Source organism: Erwinia sp. L03-1 (assembly GCF_058686115.1).
Genome location: NZ_CM178762.1, coordinates 3,811,263 through 3,834,326, shown reverse-complemented (window position 1 = coordinate 3,834,326; position 23,064 = coordinate 3,811,263). Strand labels below are relative to the sequence as shown.

At 55.2% G+C, this 23,064-nt stretch carries 21 protein-coding genes; 13 read left to right on the top strand and 8 right to left on the bottom strand.

Going from position 1 to position 23,064, the window contains the following annotated elements; translation table 11 throughout:
- The first annotated feature begins 1 nt into the window (after position 1).
- The 9 genes from murD (at position 2) to lpxC (ending at position 10,385) form a co-directional block, all read left to right on the top strand.
- On the top strand, positions 2-1,315 hold the full coding sequence (murD, locus tag AC4PCC_RS17680; RefSeq protein WP_492125390.1) for a UDP-N-acetylmuramoyl-L-alanine--D-glutamate ligase: 1,314 nt from the start codon (positions 2-4) through the stop codon (positions 1,313-1,315).
- The gene (gene ftsW, locus AC4PCC_RS17675) at positions 1,315-2,529 is read left to right on the top strand and encodes a cell division protein FtsW (RefSeq protein WP_067706803.1); all 1,215 of its coding nucleotides are present in this window, start codon (positions 1,315-1,317) and stop codon (positions 2,527-2,529) included. Before murD ends, ftsW begins: the two co-directional genes overlap by 1 nt.
- Positions 2,526-3,584, top strand: a complete 1,059-nt coding sequence (gene murG, locus AC4PCC_RS17670; RefSeq protein ID WP_492125389.1) for an undecaprenyldiphospho-muramoylpentapeptide beta-N-acetylglucosaminyltransferase — start codon at positions 2,526-2,528, stop codon at positions 3,582-3,584. The genes ftsW and murG overlap by 4 nt, the downstream gene beginning before the upstream one ends.
- Positions 3,585-3,656: 72 nt before the next feature.
- Positions 3,657-5,132, top strand: a complete 1,476-nt coding sequence (murC, locus tag AC4PCC_RS17665; protein WP_492125388.1) for a UDP-N-acetylmuramate--L-alanine ligase — start codon at positions 3,657-3,659, stop codon at positions 5,130-5,132.
- Entirely contained in the window at positions 5,125-6,045 is a 921-nt protein-coding gene (locus tag AC4PCC_RS17660; RefSeq protein WP_492125387.1) for a D-alanine--D-alanine ligase, read from the top strand. Before murC ends, AC4PCC_RS17660 begins: the two co-directional genes overlap by 8 nt.
- Before the next feature lies 1 nt (position 6,046).
- Positions 6,047-6,883, top strand: a complete 837-nt coding sequence (ftsQ, locus tag AC4PCC_RS17655) for a cell division protein FtsQ (RefSeq protein ID WP_492125386.1) — start codon at positions 6,047-6,049, stop codon at positions 6,881-6,883.
- On the top strand, positions 6,880-8,136 hold the full coding sequence (gene ftsA / locus AC4PCC_RS17650; RefSeq protein ID WP_067706788.1) for a cell division protein FtsA: 1,257 nt from the start codon (positions 6,880-6,882) through the stop codon (positions 8,134-8,136). Before ftsQ ends, ftsA begins: the two co-directional genes overlap by 4 nt.
- Before the next feature lie 71 nt (positions 8,137-8,207).
- Positions 8,208-9,365: a cell division protein FtsZ gene (ftsZ, locus tag AC4PCC_RS17645; protein ID WP_067706783.1), complete on the top strand. Its 1,158-nt coding sequence runs from the start codon at positions 8,208-8,210 to the stop codon at positions 9,363-9,365.
- A 102-nt stretch (positions 9,366-9,467) separates the two neighbouring features.
- Positions 9,468-10,385: a UDP-3-O-acyl-N-acetylglucosamine deacetylase gene (gene lpxC, locus AC4PCC_RS17640; RefSeq protein WP_067706779.1), complete on the top strand. Its 918-nt coding sequence runs from the start codon at positions 9,468-9,470 to the stop codon at positions 10,383-10,385.
- Positions 10,386-10,392: 7 nt separating this feature from the next.
- Here the strand turns inward: lpxC and AC4PCC_RS17635 are convergent, their stop codons facing one another.
- Positions 10,393-10,908, bottom strand: a complete 516-nt coding sequence (locus AC4PCC_RS17635; RefSeq protein WP_492125385.1) for a DUF721 domain-containing protein — start codon at positions 10,906-10,908, stop codon at positions 10,393-10,395.
- A gap of 21 nt (positions 10,909-10,929) precedes the next feature.
- Between AC4PCC_RS17635 and secM the strand changes: the two genes are divergently transcribed.
- Positions 10,930-11,433, top strand: coding sequence for a secA translation cis-regulator SecM (gene secM, locus AC4PCC_RS17630; protein WP_492125384.1), 504 nt, complete (start codon positions 10,930-10,932; stop codon positions 11,431-11,433).
- A 76-nt stretch (positions 11,434-11,509) separates the two neighbouring features.
- Entirely contained in the window at positions 11,510-14,215 is a 2,706-nt protein-coding gene (gene secA, locus AC4PCC_RS17625; protein ID WP_492125383.1) for a preprotein translocase subunit SecA, read from the top strand.
- 73 nt (positions 14,216-14,288) lie between these two features.
- Here secA and AC4PCC_RS17620 read toward each other — a convergent pair whose 3' ends face one another.
- Complete coding sequence (locus tag AC4PCC_RS17620; protein WP_492125382.1) at positions 14,289-15,965, bottom strand: RICIN domain-containing protein; 1,677 nt, start codon at positions 15,963-15,965, stop codon at positions 14,289-14,291.
- Between the two features lie 357 nt (positions 15,966-16,322).
- Between AC4PCC_RS17620 and mutT the strand changes: the two genes are divergently transcribed.
- Positions 16,323-16,730 carry an 8-oxo-dGTP diphosphatase MutT gene (gene mutT / locus AC4PCC_RS17615; RefSeq protein WP_492125381.1) on the top strand — a complete coding sequence of 136 codons (408 nt, stop codon included), beginning with the start codon at positions 16,323-16,325 and terminating at the stop codon, positions 16,728-16,730.
- Between the two features lie 49 nt (positions 16,731-16,779).
- On the opposite strand, the gene yacG is transcribed toward mutT, so the two are convergent.
- The 3 genes from yacG to coaE are packed head-to-tail and all read right to left on the bottom strand — an operon-like array spanning position 16,780 to position 18,366.
- A complete protein-coding gene (yacG, locus tag AC4PCC_RS17610) occupies positions 16,780-16,995 on the bottom strand; it encodes a DNA gyrase inhibitor YacG (protein ID WP_416249760.1) in 216 nt (71 codons plus the stop codon).
- Between the two features lie 11 nt (positions 16,996-17,006).
- Complete coding sequence (gene zapD, locus AC4PCC_RS17605; RefSeq protein ID WP_345830522.1) at positions 17,007-17,750, bottom strand: cell division protein ZapD; 744 nt, start codon at positions 17,748-17,750, stop codon at positions 17,007-17,009.
- Between the two features lie 4 nt (positions 17,751-17,754).
- Positions 17,755-18,366 carry a dephospho-CoA kinase gene (gene coaE / locus AC4PCC_RS17600; RefSeq protein WP_492125380.1) on the bottom strand — a complete coding sequence of 204 codons (612 nt, stop codon included), beginning with the start codon at positions 18,364-18,366 and terminating at the stop codon, positions 17,755-17,757.
- 242 nt (positions 18,367-18,608) lie between these two features.
- Here coaE and AC4PCC_RS17595 point away from each other — a divergent pair, with 242 nt between their 5' ends.
- Positions 18,609-19,649, top strand: coding sequence for a GMP reductase (locus tag AC4PCC_RS17595; RefSeq protein WP_067706752.1), 1,041 nt, complete (start codon positions 18,609-18,611; stop codon positions 19,647-19,649).
- A gap of 260 nt (positions 19,650-19,909) precedes the next feature.
- Here AC4PCC_RS17595 and hofC read toward each other — a convergent pair whose 3' ends face one another.
- From hofC to ppdD, 3 genes are read right to left on the bottom strand one after another with little or no spacing between them, the layout of a single operon-like run.
- The gene (gene hofC, locus AC4PCC_RS17590) at positions 19,910-21,109 is read right to left on the bottom strand and encodes a protein transport protein HofC (RefSeq protein ID WP_492125379.1); all 1,200 of its coding nucleotides are present in this window, start codon (positions 21,107-21,109) and stop codon (positions 19,910-19,912) included.
- Positions 21,102-22,505, bottom strand: a complete 1,404-nt coding sequence (gspE, locus tag AC4PCC_RS17585) for a type II secretion system protein GspE (RefSeq protein WP_492125378.1) — start codon at positions 22,503-22,505, stop codon at positions 21,102-21,104. Before gspE ends, hofC begins: the two co-directional genes overlap by 8 nt.
- Positions 22,502-22,954 carry a prepilin peptidase-dependent pilin gene (ppdD, locus tag AC4PCC_RS17580; RefSeq protein ID WP_492125377.1) on the bottom strand — a complete coding sequence of 151 codons (453 nt, stop codon included), beginning with the start codon at positions 22,952-22,954 and terminating at the stop codon, positions 22,502-22,504. The genes gspE and ppdD overlap by 4 nt, the downstream gene beginning before the upstream one ends.
- Positions 22,955-23,064: the final 110 nt, after the last annotated feature.

The window sequence follows — 23,064 nt, the reverse complement described above, 5'->3', positions numbered from 1 at the left end:
AATGGCAGACTATCTGGGTAAGAAAGTGGTCATTATCGGGCTGGGCCTCACCGGCCAGTCCTGTGTTGATTTCTTTTTAGCGCGTGGCGTAACGCCGCGCGTGATGGATACCCGTGTCGCGCCGGCCGGCCTCAACAAGCTGCCGGAAACGGTGGCGTGCTGGCTGGGTTCGCTTAACGACGAGTGGCTGCTCGATGCCGATTTGATCGTTGCCAGCCCGGGAATGCCGCTTGCGCACCCGTCTCTGGTCGCGGCAGCGGACGCCGGTGTGGAGATCGTTGGCGATATTGAACTGTTCTGCCGGGAAGCGCAGGCACCGATTGTGGCGATTACCGGCTCCAATGGCAAAAGCACCGTCACCTCGCTGGTCGGGGAAATGGCGCAGGCCGCGGGCTGGCAGGTCGGCGTGGGCGGCAATATCGGCCTGCCTGCGCTGATGCTGCTTAATCAGCCTGCACAGCTTTATGTGCTTGAGCTGTCGAGCTTTCAGCTTGAAACCACCCACAGCCTGAAGGCCGCCGCCGCGACCGTGCTTAACGTGACGGAAGATCATATGGATCGCTATCCGTTCGGCCTTCAGCAGTATCGTGCGGCTAAGCTGCGCGTTTACGAGCAGGCCAGCGTCTGCGTGGTTAACGCAGACGATGCGATGACCATGCCGGTACGCGGTGCCGATAAGCGCTGCGTCAGTTTTGGCGCGGACGTGGGCGATTATCACCTCAACCGCCAGCAGGGGAGCATCTGGCTGCGGGTGAAGGGAGAGAAAGTGCTCAACACCGATGAAATGTTGCTTACCGGGCAGCATAACTATACCAACGCGCTGGCAGCACTGGCGCTGGCCGATGCGGTTGGCCTGCCGCGCGCCACCAGCCTGAAGGCGTTAACCACCTTTGGCGGGCTGGCGCACCGGTTTCAGCTGGCCCACAGGCATAACGGCGTGAGCTGGATTAACGACTCGAAAGCGACCAACGTTGGCAGTACCGAGGCTGCGTTAAACGGACTTAAGCCCGCGGGCACGCTCTGGCTGCTGCTGGGCGGGGATGGCAAGGCCGCCGATTTCAGCCCGCTGACGCGCTACCTGACCGATAACGTCCGCATCTGCTGCTTTGGCCGCGATCGCGCTGCCCTGGCTGCCCTGCGCCCTGAGAGCGCCATGCAGATGGAAACCCTGGCTGAGGCGATGGGATATATCGCCGGACAGGTGAAGCCGGGGGATATCGTTCTGCTGTCGCCCGCCTGCGCCAGCCTCGACCAGTTTAAAAACTTTGAGCAGCGCGGTGATGCGTTTACGCAACTGGCTAAGGAGCTTGGCTGATGAATATTCGCGGCTTTGGCCTTGCCACCTTCTTTTCTAATCGCCTGAAAGAGTGGGTGATGGGCGCGCGCGAAAGCGACGCCAGCTCGATGGTCCTTTACGATCGTACGCTGCTGTGGCTGACCATTGGTATGGCGATCGTTGGCTTTGTTATGGTGACCTCGGCGTCTATGCCGGTGGGTCAGCGTCTCTCAGACGATCCCTTCTTCTTCGCCAAGCGCGACGCTTTCTATCTGGCGCTGGCGTTTGGTATGGCGCTGGTCACGCTGCGGGTGCCGATGGATTTCTGGCAGCGCTACAGCAACATCATGCTGCTGGTGACGGTGGTGATGCTGCTGGTTGTGCTGGTGGTGGGCAGTTCGGTAAACGGTGCCTCGCGCTGGATCGCGCTGGGACCGCTGCGTATACAGCCAGCAGAGCTGTCCAAACTGTCACTGTTTTGCTACCTGGCCAGCTATCTGGTGCGCAAGGTCGATGAGGTTCGCAATAACTTCTGGGGCTTCTGTAAGCCGATGGGCGTGATGGTGGTGCTGGCGGTGTTACTGCTGGCCCAGCCGGACCTCGGTACGGTAGTGGTACTGTTCGTTACCACCCTGGCGATGCTGTTTCTGGCCGGGGCGAAAATGTGGCAATTTCTGGCAATTATCGGCTCGGGCGTCTTTGCCGTTTGCCTGCTGATTATTGCTGAACCCTATCGTATGCGCCGCGTGACCTCCTTCTGGAATCCGTGGGAAGATCCGTTCGGCAGCGGCTACCAGCTGACCCAGTCGCTGATGGCGTTCGGCCGCGGTGAATTCTGGGGGCAGGGCCTGGGCAACTCGGTGCAAAAACTGGAGTATTTGCCGGAAGCGCATACCGATTTTATCTTCTCGATTATCGGGGAAGAGCTGGGTTATATCGGTGTGGTTTTGGCCCTGTTAATGGTATTCTTCGTCGCTTTTCGCGCGATGTCGATTGGACGCCGTGCGCTGGAGCTGGATCAGCGTTTTTCCGGCTTCCTCGGCTGTTCGATTGGCGTCTGGTTTAGCTTCCAGGCGCTGGTTAACGTCGGAGCCGCCGCGGGCATGTTACCGACCAAAGGGCTAACGCTGCCGCTGATCAGCTACGGGGGGTCAAGTTTGATTATTATGTCGACCGCCATCGTATTTTTGTTACGTATTGATTATGAAACACGTCTGGCCAGAGCCCAGGCGTTTACGCGAGGTAGTCGATGAAAGGGAAGCGACTGATGGTGATGGCTGGCGGAACCGGTGGGCACGTTTTCCCCGGGCTGGCGGTTGCGCATCATCTGATGGCTCAGGGCTGGCAGGTTCGCTGGCTGGGCACCGCCGACCGTATGGAGGCCGATTTAGTGCCGAAGCACGGGATTGAAATCGACTTTATCCGCATCAGCGGCCTGCGGGGCAAGGGCCTGAAGGCTCAGCTTAGCGCGCCGCTGCGTATCTTTACCGCCGTGCGCCAGGCCAGGGCAATCATGAAGGCTTACCGCCCGGATGTGGTGCTGGGAATGGGCGGCTATGTTTCCGGGCCGGGTGGCCTGGCGGCATGGAGCTGCGGCATTCCGGTCGTGCTGCATGAACAAAACGGCATTGCCGGGCTGACCAACAAATGGCTGGCGAAAATCGCGAAGAAGGTGATGCAGGCGTTCCCCGGCGCATTCCCACACGCGGATGTGGTCGGTAACCCGGTCAGAACCGACGTGCTGGCGCTGCCTCTGCCTGAGACGCGTCTGGCTAACCGCACCGGTCCGATTCGCGTGCTGGTGATTGGCGGCAGTCAGGGCGCGCGGGTGCTGAATCAGACCATGCCGCAGGTGGCGGCGAAGGCTGGCGATACTATCACGCTGTGGCATCAGGTCGGGAAAGGGGCGCTGGAGAGCGTGAATCAGGCTTATCAGCAGGTCAATCAGACGCAGCACCGGGTGACTGAGTTTATTGATGATATGGCTGAAGCCTATGCCTGGGCTGACGTGGTGGTGTGCCGTTCCGGCGCGCTGACGGTCAGTGAAGTGGCCGCAGCAGGTCTGCCGGCCATCTTTGTTCCCTTTCAGCATAAAGATCGTCAGCAGTACTGGAACGCGCTGCCGCTTGAGCAGGCGGGCGCGGCAAAAATTTATGAGCAGCCGCAGTTTACTGCGGATGCGGTAGCGGAAACGCTGGGTCAGTGGGATCGCCCTGAGCTTTTAAAAATGGCGATAAACGCGCGCAGCGTGGCAATCCCGGATGCGACCGAACGCGTTGCGGCAGAAGTCAGCGCCGCAGCGTTATAAAACACGATTTTCAGGGGCAGGACGACTCGGCCCGCAACATAAGGTGCGGTGACGTACCGACAGGCAAAAGAGATGAATATACAACAACTGGCAAAACTGCGTTCTATCGTGCCCGAGATGCGTCGCGTCCGGCACATCCACTTTGTTGGCATCGGCGGTGCTGGCATGGGCGGTATTGCCGAAGTGTTGGCCAATGAAGGTTATGAAATCAGCGGCTCGGACCTGGCGCCGAACGCAGTAACCCAGCATTTGAGCAAGCTGGGCGCAACTATTTATTTTAACCATCGCCCGGAAAACGTCAGCGATGCCAGCGTGGTGGTGGTCTCTACCGCCGTATCGCAGGACAACCCGGAGCTGGTTGCCGCGCGTGAAGCGCGCATCCCGGTTATCCGCCGCGCGGAGATGCTGGCTGAACTGATGCGCTTCCGCCACGGGATTGCCGTTGCAGGCACCCACGGTAAAACCACCACCACGGCGATGGTGTCCAGCATTTATGCCGAAGGCGGACTGGATCCTACTTTCGTTAACGGTGGCCTGGTGAAAGCGGCAGGCACCCATGCGCGACTGGGCAGCAGCCGCTACCTGATTGCGGAGGCGGATGAGAGCGATGCGTCATTCCTCCACCTTCAGCCAATGGTGGCGATTGTCACCAATATCGAAGCCGACCATATGGATACCTACCAGGGCGACTTTGAAAACCTGAAGCAGACGTTTATTAACTTTCTGCACAACCTGCCGTTCTACGGCCGTGCGGTACTCTGCGTGGACGATCCGGTGATTCGCGAACTGATCCCGCGCGTGGGCCGCCAGATAACCACCTACGGCTTCAGTGAAGATGCCGACGTGCACATCGCCAGCTACGAGCAGCACGGTGCGCAGGGGCATTTCACCCTTGCCCGGCTGGATAAGCCGCTGATGCGGGTGACGCTTAACGCGCCTGGCCGGCATAACGCACTCAACGCCGCTGCGGCGGTGGCCGTAGCGACGGAAGAGGGTATTGAGGACGAAGAGATCCTCAGCGCCCTGGAGAGTTTCCAGGGAACCGGTCGCCGTTTCGACTCGCTGGGGGAATTCCCCATTATTGCCGCAGACGGTACAGCAGGCACGGCGATGCTGGTGGATGACTATGGTCATCACCCGACGGAGGTTGATGCGACCATTAAAGCCGCCCGTGCGGGCTGGCCGGATAAGCAGCTGGTGATGATTTTCCAGCCGCATCGCTATACGCGCACCCGCGATCTGTACGACGATTTTGCTAACGTCCTGTCGCAGGTTGACGTGCTGCTGATGCTCGATGTCTATTCCGCGGGCGAGACGGCCATTCCGGGCGCTGACAGCCGCTCCCTGTGCCGAACCATTCGCGGTCGCGGCAAGGTTGACCCTATTCTGATCGCGGACCATGACGCAGTGCTGGAAATGCTGGCACCTAAACTCTCCGGCAACGATCTGATCCTGGTACAGGGTGCCGGGAACGTCGGGCGCATTGCGCGTCATCTGGCCGATCAAAAGTTACAACTACAGAATAAAGAAGGTGTTCATCATGGCTGAGAAAGTCGCCGTATTACTGGGTGGCACGTCGGCAGAGCGTGAAGTGTCGTTGATGTCCGGTCGCGCCGTTCTGGACGGGCTGAAAGAGGCCGGTATAGATGCCCATGCCGTTGATATCCGTGACTTCCCGGTGATGCGCCTGAAAGAAGAGGGCTTCGACAAAGCCTTTATCGCCCTGCACGGTCGCGGCGGTGAAGACGGCACGCTGCAGGGCGTACTGGAATTTCTCTCTATTCCCTACACCGGCAGCGGCGTAATGGCGTCGGCCATTACCATGGATAAGCTGAGAACCAAATTTCTCTGGCAGGGCTGCGGCCTGCCCATTGCCCCTTACGTGGCGATTACCCGTCGGGAGCAAGAAGCTGGCCTGACGCCGGAAACGGAAGCGCGCATCGCGGCGCTGGGCCTGCCGGTTTTCGTCAAACCCAGCTGTGAAGGGTCGAGCGTCGGCATCAGCCGGGTGAACGAAGTGGAGGCGCTACAGACTGCGCTGGATGAGGCTTTCCGTCACGATGATGATGTGCTGGTCGAGGCCTTTCTGAGCGGCCCAGAGTATACCGTGGCGGTTATCGGCGATGAGATCCTGCCTTCGATCCGCATCCAGGTCAGGTCGGAATTTTACGACTATGACGCGAAATACTTCTCTGACGAAACGGAATATTTCTGCCCAAGCGGGCTGTCGGTCACACAGGAAGCGGAGCTGAGCGAGATCGTCATCAAGGCCTGGCGCGCACTGGGCTGCAGCGGCTGGGGACGCGTGGACGTGATGATGGGCGGTGACGGTCGTTTTTATCTGCTGGAGGTCAACACCTCACCGGGTATGACCGGGCACAGCCTGGTTCCGATGGCGGCGAAGCAGGCTGGGATGAGCTTCTCTCAGCTGGTCGCCCGTATTCTGGAGCTTGCCGACTGATATGTCCCAGGCGGCTCTGAATGTTCGTAACCGTGAAGCGCAGGAGAAGGCGCGGTCCGGCCGCAGTAATGGTTCGCGGCTGGCCGGCATAATTTTTTTGCTGATGGTGCTTGGCGTGATAGTGGCCGCTGGGTTCGTGGTGGTGAAGTGGATGAACGATGCTTCTCGCCAGCCGCTTTCAAGGTTGGTGGTGACCGGCCAGACCCATTACACCACCCATGACGATATACGCCAGGCGATTTTATCGCTGGGCGCGCCGGGGACCTTTATGTCCCAGGATGTGGATGTGATTCAACAGCAGATTGAGCGTCTGCCGTGGATCCAGCAGGTGAGCGTACGCAAGCAGTGGCCTGATGAGTTAAAAATTCATCTGGTGGAGTATGTTCCGGTCGCGCGCTGGAACGATCTGCATATGGTGGACGCCACGGGTAAGTCGTTTAGCGTGCCGGCCAGCCACCTCGGTAAAGAGGTGATGCCGATGCTGTACGGCCCGGAGGGCAGCGAGTCAGAAGTGCTGACCGGCTACCACCAAATGAGCGATGTGCTGGCTGCCAGCAAATTTAAGTTGAAAGTGGCTTCGATGACCGCCCGGCGGTCCTGGCAACTGGTGTTGGACGATGATATTCGGCTTGAGTTAGGGCGCAATGAGGATATGAAACGGCTTCAGCGCTTTATCCAGCTTTACCCAACGCTACAGCAGCAGGCGCAGGCGGGAAACAAACGTATCAGCTATGTCGATCTGCGATATGACTCTGGCGCGGCAGTAGGATGGGCACCGGCGGTTGAGAGCACTGACAGTAAACAGCAACAGAATCAGGCACAGGTTAAACAACAATGATCAAAGCGACGGACAGAAAACTGGTAGTTGGACTTGAAATCGGCACCGCTAAGGTCGCCGCTTTGGTAGGTGAAATTCTGCCCGACGGCATGGTTAACATCATCGGCGTCGGTAGCTGCCCTTCCCGGGGTATGGATAAAGGCGGCGTAAACGATCTTGAATCCGTCGTGAAATGCGTCCAGCGCGCCATTGATCAGGCTGAGCTGATGGCAGACTGCCAGATTTCCTCTGTTTACCTTGCATTATCGGGTAAACATATCAGCTGCCAGAACGAAATAGGGATGGTTCCTATTTCCGAAGAGGAAGTGACTCAGGAAGATGTGGAAAATGTGGTACATACCGCTAAATCGGTTCGCGTTCGGGATGAACACCGCATCCTCCATGTGATCCCGCAGGAGTACGCCATCGACTACCAGGAAGGGATCAAAAACCCGGTGGGACTGTCTGGCGTACGTATGCAGGCAAAAGTGCATTTGATTACCTGCCACAACGATATGGCGAAAAACATTGTTAAAGCCGTTGAACGTTGTGGACTGAAAGTTGACCAACTGATCTTCGCCGGGCTGGCTTCCAGCTTTGCCGTGCTCACCGAAGATGAGCGTGAGCTTGGCGTGTGCGTCGTGGATGTCGGCGGCGGCACGATGGATATTGCGGTTTATACCGGTGGTGCACTGCGCCACACCAAGGTTATTCCCTATGCGGGCAACGTGGTGACCAGCGATATCGCCTACGCGTTTGGTACGCCGCCAACCGATGCCGAAGCCATTAAAGTGCGCCACGGCTGCGCGCTGGGCTCCATCGTCGGCAAGGATGAGAATGTTGAGGTGCCGAGCGTGGGCGGACGTCCACCCCGTAGCCTGCAGCGCCAGACGCTGGCAGAGGTGATCGAACCGCGTTATACCGAGCTGCTGAATCTGGTTAACGACGAGATCCTGCAATTGCAGGAACAGCTGCGCCAGCAGGGCGTGAAGCATCACCTGGCAGCAGGCATCGTCCTGACCGGCGGTGCAGCACAGATTGAGGGATTAGCGGCCTGCGCCCAGCGCGTTTTCCACACGCAGGTGCGTATTGGACAGCCGTTAAACATAACGGGATTAACGGATTACGCGCAGGAGCCATACTACTCTACGGCAGTCGGCTTACTGCACTACGGAAAAGAGTCTCATCTTAACGGTGAGGCAGATGTAGAAAAAAGAGCCTCGGTGGGCAACTGGTTTAAACGAATCAACAGCTGGCTGAGAAAAGAGTTTTAATTTTGATAAAAGGGGATCATGCTAGACTTATTTATGATCTCCAGGCAACAGGCACATAACGGAGAGAAATTATGTTTGAACCAATGGAATTAACCAATGACGCGGTGATTAAAGTCATCGGCGTCGGCGGCGGCGGCGGTAACGCCGTAGAACATATGGTGCGTGAGCGCATCGAAGGTGTCGAGTTCTTTGCCGTTAACACTGATGCACAGGCGTTGCGTAAAACGGCTGTCGGTCAGACTATCCAGATCGGTAATGGTATTACTAAAGGTCTGGGTGCAGGGGCGAACCCGGAAGTGGGTCGTAACTCTGCTGAAGAAGATCGCGAAGCGCTGCGTCAGGCACTGGAAGGTGCAGACATGGTGTTTATCGCCGCAGGTATGGGCGGTGGGACCGGAACAGGTGCAGCACCGGTTGTGGCCGAAGTGGCAAAAGACCTGGGTATCCTGACGGTAGCCGTGGTCACCAAGCCTTTTAATTTTGAAGGCAAAAAACGCATGGCATTTGCCGAGCAGGGTATCGCTGAGCTGTCTAAGCACGTCGATTCTCTGATCACCATTCCTAACGACAAGCTGTTGAAAGTGCTGGGTCGCGGTATCTCCCTGCTGGACGCATTTGGCGCGGCTAACGACGTGCTGAAAGGCGCAGTACAGGGCATTGCTGAACTGATCACCCGTCCTGGCCTGATGAACGTCGACTTTGCTGATGTGCGCACCGTGATGTCCGAAATGGGCTATGCGATGATGGGTTCTGGCGTGGCGTGCGGTGAAGACCGAGCGGAAGAAGCTGCGGAAATGGCGATCTCCAGCCCACTGCTGGAAGATATCGACCTTTCCGGTGCGCGTGGCGTGCTGGTCAACATTACGGCGGGCTTTGACCTGCGTCTGGACGAGTTTGAAACGGTGGGTAACACCATCCGCGCCTTCGCTTCCGACAATGCGACCGTGGTTATCGGTACGTCACTGGATCCTGAAATGAACGACGAACTGCGTGTGACCGTTGTCGCCACAGGTATCGGCATGGATAAGCGTCCGGAGATTACCCTGGTCACTAACCAGAAGCAGCAGACGCAGCCTGTGATGGATCACCGCTACCAGCAGCACGGCATGGCTCCACTGCCTCAGGAGCAGAAACCTGCGGCGAAAGTGGTCAACGATCCGACTGCGCAAACTAACAAAGAGCCCGACTATCTCGATATTCCTGCCTTCCTGCGTAAGCAGGCAGACTAGGAATAACCTGAGAATTGGGATTCTCCGCTCTTTGTGCTAAAGTATTCGCCCGTCAGTAATTTATACTGGCGGTCGGATGAGTAATTTTTGCGAGATAAAGCGATGATCAAACAACGGACATTAAAACGTATCGTTCAGGCGACGGGTGTTGGTTTACATACCGGCAAGAAAGTCACCCTGACGTTACGCCCTGCGCCGGCCAATACCGGGGTCATCTATCGCCGCACTGACTTGAATCCACCGGTTGATTTCCCGGCTGATGCTAAATCCGTGCGTGATACCATGCTCTGTACTTGCCTGGTTAATGAGCATGACGTACGTATTTCAACGGTCGAGCACCTTAATGCCGCACTGGCTGGCCTGGGTATTGATAACATCGTGGTGGAAGTGAACGCGCCTGAAATTCCTATTATGGATGGCAGCGCCGCCCCCTTTGTTTATCTGCTGATGGACGCTGGCATTGAAGAGCTGAACAGTGCGAAGAAATTCGTGCGTATCAGACAGCCTGTCCGGGTTGAAGATGGCGACAAGTGGGCCGAATTCAGGCCACACAATGGTTTCACGTTGGATTTCACTATCGACTTTAACCATCCGGCGATCGATTCCAGCTCACAGCGCTACAGCATGGACTTCTCTGCTGAAGCCTTTGCCCGTCAAATCAGTCGCGCGCGTACCTTCGGATTTATGCGCGACATTGAAGCATTGCAGTCCCGTGGCCTGTGCCTGGGCGGCAGCTTTGACTGTGCCATCGTGGTGGATGACTACCGCGTACTGAACGAAGACGGCTTACGCTTTGAGGACGAATTTGTGCGTCATAAAATGCTGGACGCCATCGGCGACCTGTATATGTGTGGTCACAACATTATCGGCGCGTTTACCGCCTTCAAATCGGGCCATGCGCTGAACAACAAGCTGCTGCAGGCCGTTCTGGCTAAGCAGGAAGCCTGGGAATGGGCCACCTTTGAAGATGAAGCCGAACTGCCGGTAACCTTCAGAGCGCCAAACCTGGTTCTGGCCTAGCGCCAGGCTACTTATTACGACTGGTTGAGCTGGTACTCTCTCCGGCTAGTGAGGCCAGTCGTTCTATAATCCTTTTCAGTTTCTCCGGGCTACGGCTCGCCACCCCCCTTAAGATTTCTGCGCTCTGTTGACTCAGCTCACGCCCACCCGTTTTTTCTTCTTTTACCGCCCGACTGCTGTTTTCCTGTACGCTTTCCTGTCCTTTTGCCGCCAGTGATGGATTTATCCTGATGTCGATTGCGGTCAATGATGGTAATATTTGCGCACGTAAAGCTGACAGCAGGCTGGATTGTTCATAGCGAAGACGCATCATCCAGCTGGCGTTAGCCGTTTCGAGCACCAGAATGCCCTGGCGAAAGTTCGCCACGCGGCACCAGGGATGAAGCTGAGCGGGAAGAACACCCCGTACTGCGCTATTCAGTTTGTTCAGGGCGATAGCACGCTGCTGAATGGATTGCAGCACCCCCTGACCTTCGGTGGCATCGAGTAAATGTTCAATTGATTGCGGGCGACTATCACGCATAGCGGGCTCCGGCGGAAAACAGTGATCGGTATTTTAAATTGTTGGCGACAATTTGGCAGACGTTACTTCTGGCCGCATCTCCTGTTGGGGATGGTCGCGGCAAGCCTTGGCCTGCCTCACGCGTCAGCCTGCGATCGTACAACTTTATCAGAATCCTCTTCCAGAAGCCTGAATATCAGCAACGGGGTGCGCGGTAACCCTCTCGCGCTGCTCCAGGAGAGCGTTCGCCGCACAAATTTTAACGTCGACTACTGGCATCAGCACGCCATTCGTACCGTTATTCGCCATCTCTCCTTCACGCTGACGCCAGCCAGTCTCCCTGCTACCGAGCAGGTATTGCCGCTTGAGGTCCACAAGCTGGCGCTGCTGGATACGCTTAATGCGCTACTGACGCATGAGGCCCGGCCACCGGTTATTATCCGGCAGATGGCGCGGCCAGTCCTGCCCTCCGCGCCCGGCTATCATCCCGGCCTCTGGCTGTCGCGCGTACAGGGTATTCGTGCCGGACCCGCTTCTCTCGCCTGATATCTGACGCATACCCATTACATTAAAAGCTAAATGCTAAACCGCAGATCGCGGTGGCTGAGAGAAATTATTTATTATGTTAATCAAATTATTGACCAAGGTTTTTGGTAGCAGCAACGATCGTACCCTGCGCCGCATGCGTAAAGTCGTTGAGCAAATCAGCAAAATGGAGCCTGATTTCGAAAAGCTGTCTGACGACGAGCTGAAAGCGAAAACCGTTGAGTTCCGGGCCCGTCTGGCAAAGGGCGAAGTGCTGGAGAATCTGATCCCGGAAGCCTTCGCCACCGTGCGTGAGGCCAGTAAGCGCGTGTTTGGCATGCGTCACTTTGACGTCCAGCTGCTGGGCGGCATGGTGCTGAACAATCGCTGCATCGCTGAAATGCGTACCGGTGAGGGTAAAACCCTGACAGCAACGCTGCCGGCTTACCTCAATGCCCTGGGCGGTGAAGGCGTACACGTGGTCACCGTGAACGACTATCTGGCCCAGCGTGACGCCGAAAATAACCGTGCGCTGTTTGAATTCCTCGGTCTGAGCATCGGCATCAACCTGCCGGGTATGCCTGCACCCGCCAAGCGTGAAGCCTATGCGGCCGATATCACCTACGGCACCAATAACGAATACGGCTTTGACTATCTGCGCGACAACATGGCGTTCAGCCCCGAAGACCGCGTACAGCGTAAGCTGAACTATGCGCTGGTGGATGAGGTTGACTCCATCCTGATCGATGAAGCGCGTACGCCGCTGATCATCTCCGGACCGGCAGAGGACAGCTCTGAGCTTTACATCAGAGTGAATAAAATTATTCCTAACCTGATCCGTCAGGAAAAAGAGGATTCAGACAGCTTCCAGGGTGAAGGTCACTTCTCGGTGGACGAGAAATCCCGCCAGGTGCATCTCACCGAGCGCGGTCTGGTGGCGATTGAAGAGCTGATGGTCAGCGAAGGCATCATGCAGGAGGGCGAATCGCTTTATTCGCCGGGCAATATCATGATGATGCACCACGTAACGGCTGCGCTGCGCGCGCACGTACTGTTTACCCGCGACGTGGATTACATTGTAAAAGATGGCGAAGTCATCATTGTCGATGAACATACTGGTCGTACGATGCAGGGCCGCCGCTGGTCCGATGGGCTTCATCAGGCTATCGAAGCGAAAGAAAGCGTCGACATCCAGAATGAGAACCAGACGCTGGCCTCGATCACCTTCCAGAACTACTTCCGTCTGTATAACAAGCTGGCCGGTATGACCGGTACGGCAGATACCGAAGCCTTCGAGTTCAGCTCGATCTATAAGCTGGAAACCATCGTCGTTCCAACCAACCGTCCGATGGTACGTAAGGATCTGCCGGATCTGGTCTATATGACCGAGAAAGAGAAAATTGATGCCATCATCGAGGATATCCGTGAGCGTACCGCTAACGGCCAGCCGGTGCTGGTCGGTACCATTTCTATCGAAAAATCAGAAGTGGTGTCGGAGGAACTGTCGCGGGCCGGTATTCAACATGCCGTTCTGAACGCCAAATTCCACGCCCGCGAGGCAGATATCGTGGCGCAGGCCGGGCAGCCGGGTGCGGTGACGATTGCAACCAACATGGCAGGCCGTGGTACGGATATCGTGCTGGGCGGCAGCTGGCAGGCCGAGATTGCTGAACTGACCGATCCCACCGCCGAACAGATTGACGCGATCAAATCTGCCTGGAAGATCCGTCACGATGCGGTGCTGGCCTCCGGCGGTCTGCATATTATCGGTACCGAGCGCCACGAATCGCGCCGTATTGATAATCAGCTACGCGGTCGTTCAGGTCGTCAGGGGGACAACGGTTCGTCCCGCTTCTATCTGTCCATGGAAGATGCGCTGATGCGTATTTTCGCCTCGGATCGCGTAACGAATATGATGCGTAAGCTGGGTATGAAGCCTGGTGAAGCGATTGAACATCCCTGGGTAACCAAAGCGATTGCTAATGCCCAGCGCAAGGTGGAAAGCCGCAACTTCGACATCCGTAAGCAGCTGCTGGAATATGATGATGTCGCCAACGATCAGCGTCGGGCTATCTACAGCCAGCGTAACGAACTGCTGGACGTGTCCGACGTGTCTGAAACCATCGCCAGCATCCGTGACGATGTCTTTAAAACCACCATCGACACCTTTATTCCCCCTCAGTCGCTTGAAGAGATGTGGGACGTTACCGGTCTGGAAGAGCGTCTGAAAAATGACTTCGACCTGCATATGCCGGTGGCAGAGTGGCTGGATAAAGAGCCTGAGCTGCATGAAGAGACCCTGCGCGAACGGATCATGGAACAGGCTAAAGCGCAGTACCTGCTGAAAGAAGAGGTTGTCGGTCTTGAAATGATGCGCAGCTTTGAAAAAGGGGTGATGTTGCAGACGCTGGATTCCCTGTGGAAAGAGCATCTGGCCGCGATGGACTATCTGCGTCAGGGTATTCATCTGCGTGGCTACGCCCAGAAGGATCCTAAGCAGGAGTACAAGCGCGAATCCTTTGCGATGTTTGCCGCGATGCTGGAGTCACTGAAATATGAAGTGATCAGCACCCTCTGCAAGGTTCAGGTACGCATGCCAGAGGAAGTGGAAGCGATGGAGGAGCAGCGCCGTGAAGAAGCTGAGCGTCTTGCTCAGCAGCAGCAGTTAAGCCACGTTGAAACCGAAACCGAGGCTGCGATTGAACTGGCCGATCAGACCGGTGACCGCAAAGTAGGGCGTAACGATCTTTGCCCGTGCGGATCGGGTAAAAAATACAAACAGTGTCATGGCCGTCTTGCCTGATCCTGAGTGAATAAAGTGGCACCCAGCCTTCAGGTGGGTGCCATTTTTTTCTTTTATACACCGGCCTGGGCAGCTACATGCAGGGAGCCGCTTCCGTTAATGAACGTTCGCCAACATATGTCCAGTAACTGTTACTTTGTTTACCACTAGGGAAATTTTTATTGCTCCACGAATCACTCCTCGCTGCCTTGAAGTAGCGTACGTTTTCCAGAAAATTGCCTCTGTCATCGGTTATCTGCCAGGTCTGGTAACTATTCTGCAAATCCAAAGGACGGTATGATCCGTTTACTTTTCGTGAGCGATTTGCATCTAACATTTTCCCGGTACCCATACTGACTAACTGAACTTTACTGCCATTGTCGAATTTGTCTATCCGCCAGTACTGATAGGCTCCCTGGTTCCACCATTTAGTATAGATGTCGCCATTTGCTGAGCCATCTAAAATTCTTCCAGTTTTATGATGAATAATCCTGAAATAGTGATCCCCGGTCTGATCTATATAGAGACGTTCTATCCGCCAGCGTTGCCATGGATTAAAGGTTTCCAGTGAATTGGTGTATACCTCGCCCTTAGCATTAGCGTCCAGTGCATTACCTGTAGCAAGCTGTTTCAGATAATAGACTTTAGTTTTATCGCCGAGAAAAGTGGTTTTAACAATTTTACCTACGGGCACTTTTTGGCTCGGGAAATAACATTTTTCAGGCGCTGCAGGTACGGCCATTTTTTGACGCTTAACGTATTCTTTAGCTACTCTGTTTTCTACTTTATAGGAGGTAACCTGAAACTCTGTACGTGATGCGTTAAGCACATCGAAATAGCCTGCATATAATGCGCCCGTAGTATAAACAGGGATATCGCCAAAAACGCTGTGCTTTTGAACTTTGGGGGAATGCGTATGGCCGACAAATATGGCAGAAACCTTATATTCCTTCATCATGGCTTTTAGCATCGCTTTTTCATGATTAGAAGCCTTATCAATCCACTCCAGCGCATGGAAATTGATAAATATATTGTCTACGCCACGGTTCCGGGCCAGCTCCAAATCACGACGTAGCCAGGTAAAAGATTTAGTAACGTTAATAACATTTGTATTGAATAAATCGTTTAGCCAGATGCCATAGTTTGGTGCGAGATGGAGCTGGACGAAATGGTTAAGGGTCCTGGAGTTGCCACTTGAGTCCCATGAGTAGGCAAGACTGCCATAAGTGGTTAAGCTGTCAAAATTTACAAGATCCCGGCTAAAATTTTTCAGTTTTTTGGTGTAATTATCCTGTTCACGTTTTATGGTATCCGCCATAAAGTGAGCACACTCATTAGGATTAAGCCACGCGTCACTCGGCCCACGGCAGTCATTATAATTCCTTTCATAATCATGATTCCCCAGACCAAGATAAAAGGGGAATCCTAAGCGATTATAAACCTTGCGAAAGGAGCTAAGCTGGTTCTTACGACCAAACTCTGTAATGTCACCATTGATGATTCCGAATTCAGGCCTTACCGTTGCCGATAGCGTATTAATACCATAAACAACATTGTGATTAAAGTTTTCCCACGTTGGTGCTGTATTTGAACTATTAGGATCGGGGGAGCCGGAACCCTGGCCCATTCGCCATGCCTGTGGGTCGGCCATAATAATATAATTTGATTCTTTTATCTCGCTCGTTCCAAAACTTGCGTGGGCACTCATATGAGATGAGGTTGCTGATATAAATATAGCTAATATCATTTTTCGTGATTTAATTAAATGCATACAGACATATCCAGAGATTAAATTTAAAGAAATTTGAAGTGCTGTTTAGGAATTTATACAACGACAGATTGCTGGTTGAAGAAGCAGGATCAGGGCTGTAGTATTCATTGACTCTTTTTTTTAAACTTGATGCAGAAATATTTTTACTTTTTTTAATGATGCCTGGCAATGATAATCGCCTTAAGCTTTACTTAAGCTACCCTGTGAAGCATCTTGAATAATTTTTTTTCGAAGGATATTGAGAGGTTAAGTAAGGATTTCAATCTATTTTCTTAATTGAGCAGAATGTTAAGAAGTGGTGGTGATGAAAGTAATGGGTTATCCTTTATGTATGAGTTAAATTGAGGGGGAGTGAAGATGAAATATTTACAGGTTGTTGTTGGAATTATTAAAGATAAGGCCGGCATGATATTTATTGCTCAGCGTTCAGCGGATTCACACATGGCCAATATGTGGGAGTTTCCTGGAGGGAAAATAGAGGTGGGCGAGACGCCTGAACAGGCACTAAGTCGTGAACTGCAGGAAGAAACGGGTATCTGCGTGGAAAATGCTACTGCCTATGATACTGCCGTTCATGCGGACAACAATCTGCATGTCACTCTGCATTTTTATATTGTCGAGCGGTGGCAGGGAACCCCTTATGGCCGTGAAGGACAACCTTTCCGCTGGCTGGCAGCAGAGGAATTACAGGCAGATGAATTTCCGCCTGCCAATAAACCCATTGTTGCCCGCCTGCAGGCGGAGGCTATTCAGCAGGCTGAATAATCTCGTCGGTAATCACGTGCCTTAAGAGAAAACTTTGGGTTTTCGGCCCTTAATGCTCATACGGTGGAAGCGAGTCTTCGCTCCAGTCTTCACTTTCGGAGATACCACCGCCGCTGGCGATACGTTTCTCTTCTGCCGCCCATTCACCCAGATCAATGAGCTGGCAGCGCTTGCTGCAGAAGGGGCGCCACGGGCTTAATTCGTCCCAGATCACCTCTTTGGCACAGGTTGGGCAGTTAACGCTGATAACTTCATCTTTATTCATTTGTCAGAACCTCAACAACAGGCGAGTTCAAAATCGAGCCGTGCCGGGACTTCGCCATTTTCACTGTCGAGCGGCAGGAAGCGGATGGCGAAACGACTTTTATGGCCGGAAACCTGAGGATAGAGCGACTCCTCTAACGCCAGCTGCAGGCGCAGCAGTTCAGCGCCTTCCGCGTTATCCTGGTAAAAACCGTTCAGGCTGGTTTGATTACGGAAACTTCCCGACTGACGAATCAGATCGAGTATGAGCATGAGCGCATCGCGGATCGGACTCAGCGACGCCATCCATATCCCGACCTGAGCATCACGTACAGGTTGTTCCAGGTGCAGCCAGATATGCAGAGTAGGAAGATCGAAGCTACAGCAGCCGCCCGGTATGCTCTGGCGTTGGCGAATCAAACCGATAAGCCGGTCGTCGCGCAGCAGCTGGCCCATCCGCGGCGCAGCCATCAGCACGGTTGACCGCATCTTCAGACGCTCGCGCAGCGCATTAACCCGCTCCATATCAACGCCGGGAACGTCGGCCCAGGCCTGTAGCTTTTGCTGCTGCTTTTCCAGCTCCTTGATGATTTCGGTGCGCAGCTCTCCGCGCTCAAAGACGTCCAGCAGCTCCGACGCATTGCGAAAGAACGTCAGCGCGCCATGATGATCGGTAATGGTCTGGCTTTGCTCCAGCTGCTGGATGAGAAACTCTATACGCAGCCACGTGCGCATTTTTTCGTTTAACGGATACTCAAATAAAACGGTTGTGCTCATACTGTTAATCCTGGTGTGTTGCCTGTGCCAGCTGCCTGTAGCGCCGATCGAGAAGGGCAACGCGGGCGGCCACTGCATCGGGCGAACCGCCGTTATCTATAATGTCATCTGCCACGGCAAGCCGCATTTCGCGAGTCGCCTGAGCAGCAAGAATATGTTCAGCCTGTTCACGGGTAATCCCGTCTCTGTGTATGGTGCGTGCAAGCTGAGTGTCGCGATCGACGTCCACAACCAGCACCCGGTTTGCCAGGTGCTGCAAATTATTTTCGACCAGAAGCGGTACCACCCACAGGCACCATTCTGACTGAACCTCACCAAGCTGGCGGCGGGTCTCAGCCTGAATAAGCGGGTGCAGCAGCGCGTTAAGCCAGGCTTTATCACCGGGTGTGCTGAAAATACGTTCGCGCAGCGCGGCACGGTTAAGTGAACCGTCCCCCTGAATCACTTCACCACCAAATTTCTGCTGGATGGCCCCCAGTGCTGCCTGTCCGGGTTCGACGACCTGCCGGGCAATGACGTCGGCATCCACGATATCCACTCCCCTGGCGGCAAACGCATTGGCAACGGTCGATTTGCCACTGCCAATCCCACCGGTAAGGGCAACAGTATAGCGCATAAGGCTTACCTCTCATGGCTTCAGCGACGCGGGTTGCTAATGCGTTAGACATTCCACGCGACGCCGGGCCAAAACTGCGGCACGGATCACATGACGGGGTTTTGGATAAATTTAGGGGATTGTAGCGTAAATAAAGCTGTTTTCGCAGTCTTGTCGTGGCGTTTTTAGCGCGTATGATAGCGTCACTGGAGCTGGTAGCAGCACCCAATCGACAGATTGCGCCATCAACCAGGAAACATCTCATGCGTATTGAAGAAGATATCAAGTTAGGCTTTAAGGATGTGCTGATCCGTCCTAAACGTTCCACCCTCAAAAGCCGCTCTCAGGTCGAGCTAACCCGTCAGTTTACCTTTAAACATTCCGGTGTTGCCTGGTCAGGCGTGCCGATCATCGCTGCGAATATGGATACCGTTGGCACCTTCAGCATGGCGGAAGCGCTGGCATCCTTTGACGTTCTGACCGCGGTTCATAAGCATTATAGCGTGGAGCAGTGGCAGGCGTTTGTCTCTCGCGTGCCTGATAACGTACTGCGCCATGTGATGGTATCAACAGGCACCTCTGATGCGGATTTCCTCAAGCTACAGCAGATTCTGGCGCTTTCACCGCTGCTGAACTTTATCTGTATTGATGTCGCGAACGGCTACTCAGAACATTTTGTTGAGTTCCTGAAGCGTGCGCGTGAAGCCTGTCCGGACAAAACTATCTGTGCGGGTAACGTCGTCACCGGTGAAATGGTTGAGGAGCTTATCCTCTCCGGTGCGGATATCGTCAAGGTGGGCATCGGGCCGGGGTCCGTCTGTACCACGCGGGTCAAAACGGGTGTGGGTTATCCTCAACTCTCCGCCGTGATTGAGTGTGCGGATGCAGCACACGGCCTGGGTGGCCAGATCGTCAGCGATGGCGGCTGTTCCGTTCCTGGAGACGTCGCTAAGGCGTTTGGCGGCGGAGCCGATTTTGTGATGCTCGGTGGCATGCTGGCCGCGCACGATGAGTGCGAAGGCACGGTTGTCGAAGAGAATGGCGAGCAGTTTATGCTGTTCTACGGCATGAGCTCCGAGTCGGCGATGAAACGCCACGTTGGCGGCGTGGCGGGTTACCGCGCAGCAGAGGGTAAAACCGTCAGGCTCCCGGTGCGAGGCCCGGTTGAGTACACCGCCCGGGATATCCTGGGGGGGCTGCGCTCCGCCTGTACCTATGTAGGGGCTGAACGTCTGAAGGAGCTGACTAAGCGCACGACCTTTATCCGCGTCGCCGAGCAGGAAAACCAGGTGTTTAACCGCTAAATCTGGTGGGCAATCCAGCCACTGCTGATATAGCCGTTACCTCTGGCCTGTCTGACATTCCCGCCACCGACGGCGGCGGGAATGTGCCTTATCTGCTTGCTTTAGCCGTATTTTACGTTCACTCTCCTCATGCCTCATGCCTCATGCCTCATGCCTCATGCCTCATGCCTCATGCCTCATGCCTCATGCTCCATGCCTTACACCCCACAGTATATGCCTCACTCCAGACGCTCCACACCCACACTTATTCAGGCTCTGTACTATCCCAACGCATCCCCGAGATTAAACACGGGCAGATACATGGCAATAACCAGCGTTCCTACTATCGCGCCGGTTACGATCATCATCAGGGGTTCAAGTGAAGCAGCCAGCGTATCTGCCAGCTCCTGAGTCGACTGTTCATGAAAATCCGCCAGCCGGGTCAACAGGCTGTCCAGCGATCCTGCTTCTTCGCCTACCTTAATAAGCTGGTAACAGAGCGGAGTGAAGAGAGCGTGCTGCTGTAATGCCTGATTGAGCGGCAGCCCTGAGGAGATATGCTGTTGGATGCCGATGATAGCCTCGCGCCAGAGGCGGTGATTCAGGGAGTGTTCCACCGCCTGCAGGCTTTGCAGTAGCGTCAGACCAGCCTGCTGGGTGAGCGACAGGATGGTAAATATTTTGCTGAGCTGGCCGCCCCGATAGAGCCTGCCGGTCAGCGGAATTTTCAGGAGGATCCGCTGAAAGCCCGTCTGCAAGGCAGGCGAGCGGCGGTTGTACCACTTCCAGCAAGCCGCGCCTGACAGGGGCAGGGGAATAAACAGCGCCCCAAAACGTCGGAGCCAGTCCGAAAGCGCGATTACCGCAGCGGTGAACCCCGGCAGCGGCGCATCAAATGCCTGGTAGACGGAGACGAACTCAGGCAGTACCCACACCAGCATTCCCAGGCTGACCAGCAGCGCAACGGCAAGAATAAACAGCGGATAGCGCAGTGCCTTAGCCACCTTTTTTTGCAGCTGCTGTTGCCTCTCCTGTTGCAGTGCCAGCTGGAGACAACACTCGTCCAGCTGGCCGGTCATCTCTCCCACTTTCATCAGGGCAGGGCAGAGCGCGGGAAACACGTCCGGCCAGAGCGCCAGTACGTCCGAAAAGGGCATCCCTTCTGATACGCGCTGCCGTATATGGACGAGCAGCGCGCACCACCCGGCCTCGGCATGGCCGTCCGCAATCAGATTCAGGCTGTCCGACAGCGTCAGCCCTGCTTTCAGCAGCGTAGCAAGCTGCCGGTAAAAGCTGGTTTTATGCTGCCACTTCCAGTCTCTGGCACGATAACGACGCCCGGAGGAGAGCCAGAACGGCTGATAGTTTTTTGCGACCAGCAAGTCCATCACCTCCTGTCTGGAGTGACAGAAGAAAGCGCCGCGCGTCATTTTTCCCTCTTCATCCAGTGCCTGCCAGCGAAACAGCTGTCGATCAGCCATTTTCCGGCCCTACCACGCGGTTAAGCTCCTCCAGGGTGGTTTCTCCACGATTAACGCAGTGTAATCCTTCCACAAACAGCGAGTTCATCCCCTGTTGTGTTGCTATGGCAGCCAGCTCGTCAGGTCCCTGCTCATTTGCGATCGCGTTCTGCAGGCGGGCTGAAACAGGCAGAAGCTCAAACAGCGCAAGGCGACCATAGAAGCCGGAGCAACAGTGTTCGCACCCGACTGCCCGCCAGTTTCGCACCGTACCCGGCCATATGGCCGGAGGGAAATGCCCTACGGCTTCGGCGGGTTCCCGGCAGTGAGGGCAGAGACGGCGCACCAGCCGTTGTGCGATAACCAGCTTGAGGGCGGAGGCCACCAAATAGCCCGGAATGCCCATTTGACCAAGCCGCGTCAGCGTTTCCGTTGTTGAGTTCGTGTGCAGCGTCGACAACACCAGATGGCCCGTCTGAGCTGCCTTAATAGCAATTTCTGCCGTTTCAGCGTCGCGTATTTCTCCGAGCATAATAACGTCAGGATCCTGGCGCAGCAGGGCGCGCAAAATACGGCCAAAATCGAGGCCAGCCCTGGGGTGGATCTGCGTCTGATTAACGCCGGACAGCGGGATTTCGATAGGATCTTCTACGCTGCATAAATTCCGCTGAGGGTGGTTAAGCCAGCTCAGGCCACTGTAAAGCGTGAAGGTCTTGCCGCTTCCGGTCGGGCCGGTAACCAGAATCAGCCCCTGCGGGCGCGAGAGTATTTCGCGAAAACGCCGCAGGGATGCTGCGGGCATACCGAGATTTTCCAGCATCACGGACTGATGGCTCCCCTGGAGCAGTCTGATCACGGCTTTTTCACCATATCGCGTAGGCAGGGTCGAGAGCCTGAATGACTCGGCACTGTCATTCAGGTCAAGGGTAAACTGCCCGTCCTGAGGCATGCGACGCTCGGCGATATCCAGACCGGCAAGGATCTTCAGGCGCGCGATTAGCGATGCACCCACATCCGTCGGGTGGGTGGGGAGACTTTGCAGCACGCCATCGACCCTGAGGCGAATGCGGATTTGGTGCGACTGTGGCTCAATGTGAATATCGGATGCCCGCCGCTGAATCGCCAGCTGCAGGAGCTGATCGATACGTTCCGGGGCGGCATCAGCAGGGCCAGCCTGCGCCGATTTTTCATCCTGCATCCCGGACTCCTGCGCCTGAACATATTGGTCCAGCCGCGCAGGAGGCCAGCTTTCAACCTCAATAGCGGCATGGGTGGCAAAACGCAGGGCTTCCATCATCTCCACCGAAGGATTTTCGGCGACGGCGATGTGCAGGCGTTCGGCGCTCAGCGCTAAAATGACCGCCTGATGCTGGCGACAGAGGGCTTCAATGGCGCTGCGGGAAGAGAGCGCCGTCATTTCAGCTCTCCCGCATCCTCATCATGGAAGCGGAACAGGCTTTCACAGGCTTCTTTGAGGGCTGACTGCTGACTGGTGCAGCTGCGACGCCAGTTCATCAGCCCTTCGGACTCCAGCCACTGTGGGCTCATTACCACGTTCAGACTGGAAAGGCTCTCCTGTCCGGTAAGGGTGATTGTACCCGCCTGAACCGCAACTTTAGCAACATAGCGCGAGCCTTTACCCGCGGGCACGCCATTAACGCCCTCCGAACAGTTAACGGGCCCGCCATGTTCAAGCGCACACAGCTCGACGGCGGTTTTATAAGGCATGGCGGTTTGCAGCATGTCGGTTAGCGCGGCTTTTTGCAGGTAGTTCTGATAAGCCGGTATGCCGATGGCACTTAAAATAGCGACGATAGCGATGACAATCATCAATTCTATCAGAGTAAATCCTTGTTGCTGTTCCATTGCATCTCTCCTTCGGTGGTGTGGAGGGAAGCGTAATCCCTGCAAAAAAGACTGACTACCTGAAGGTCCTGGATTCTGAAAGCGGGTCTGGATATGTTTTCGACGTTACA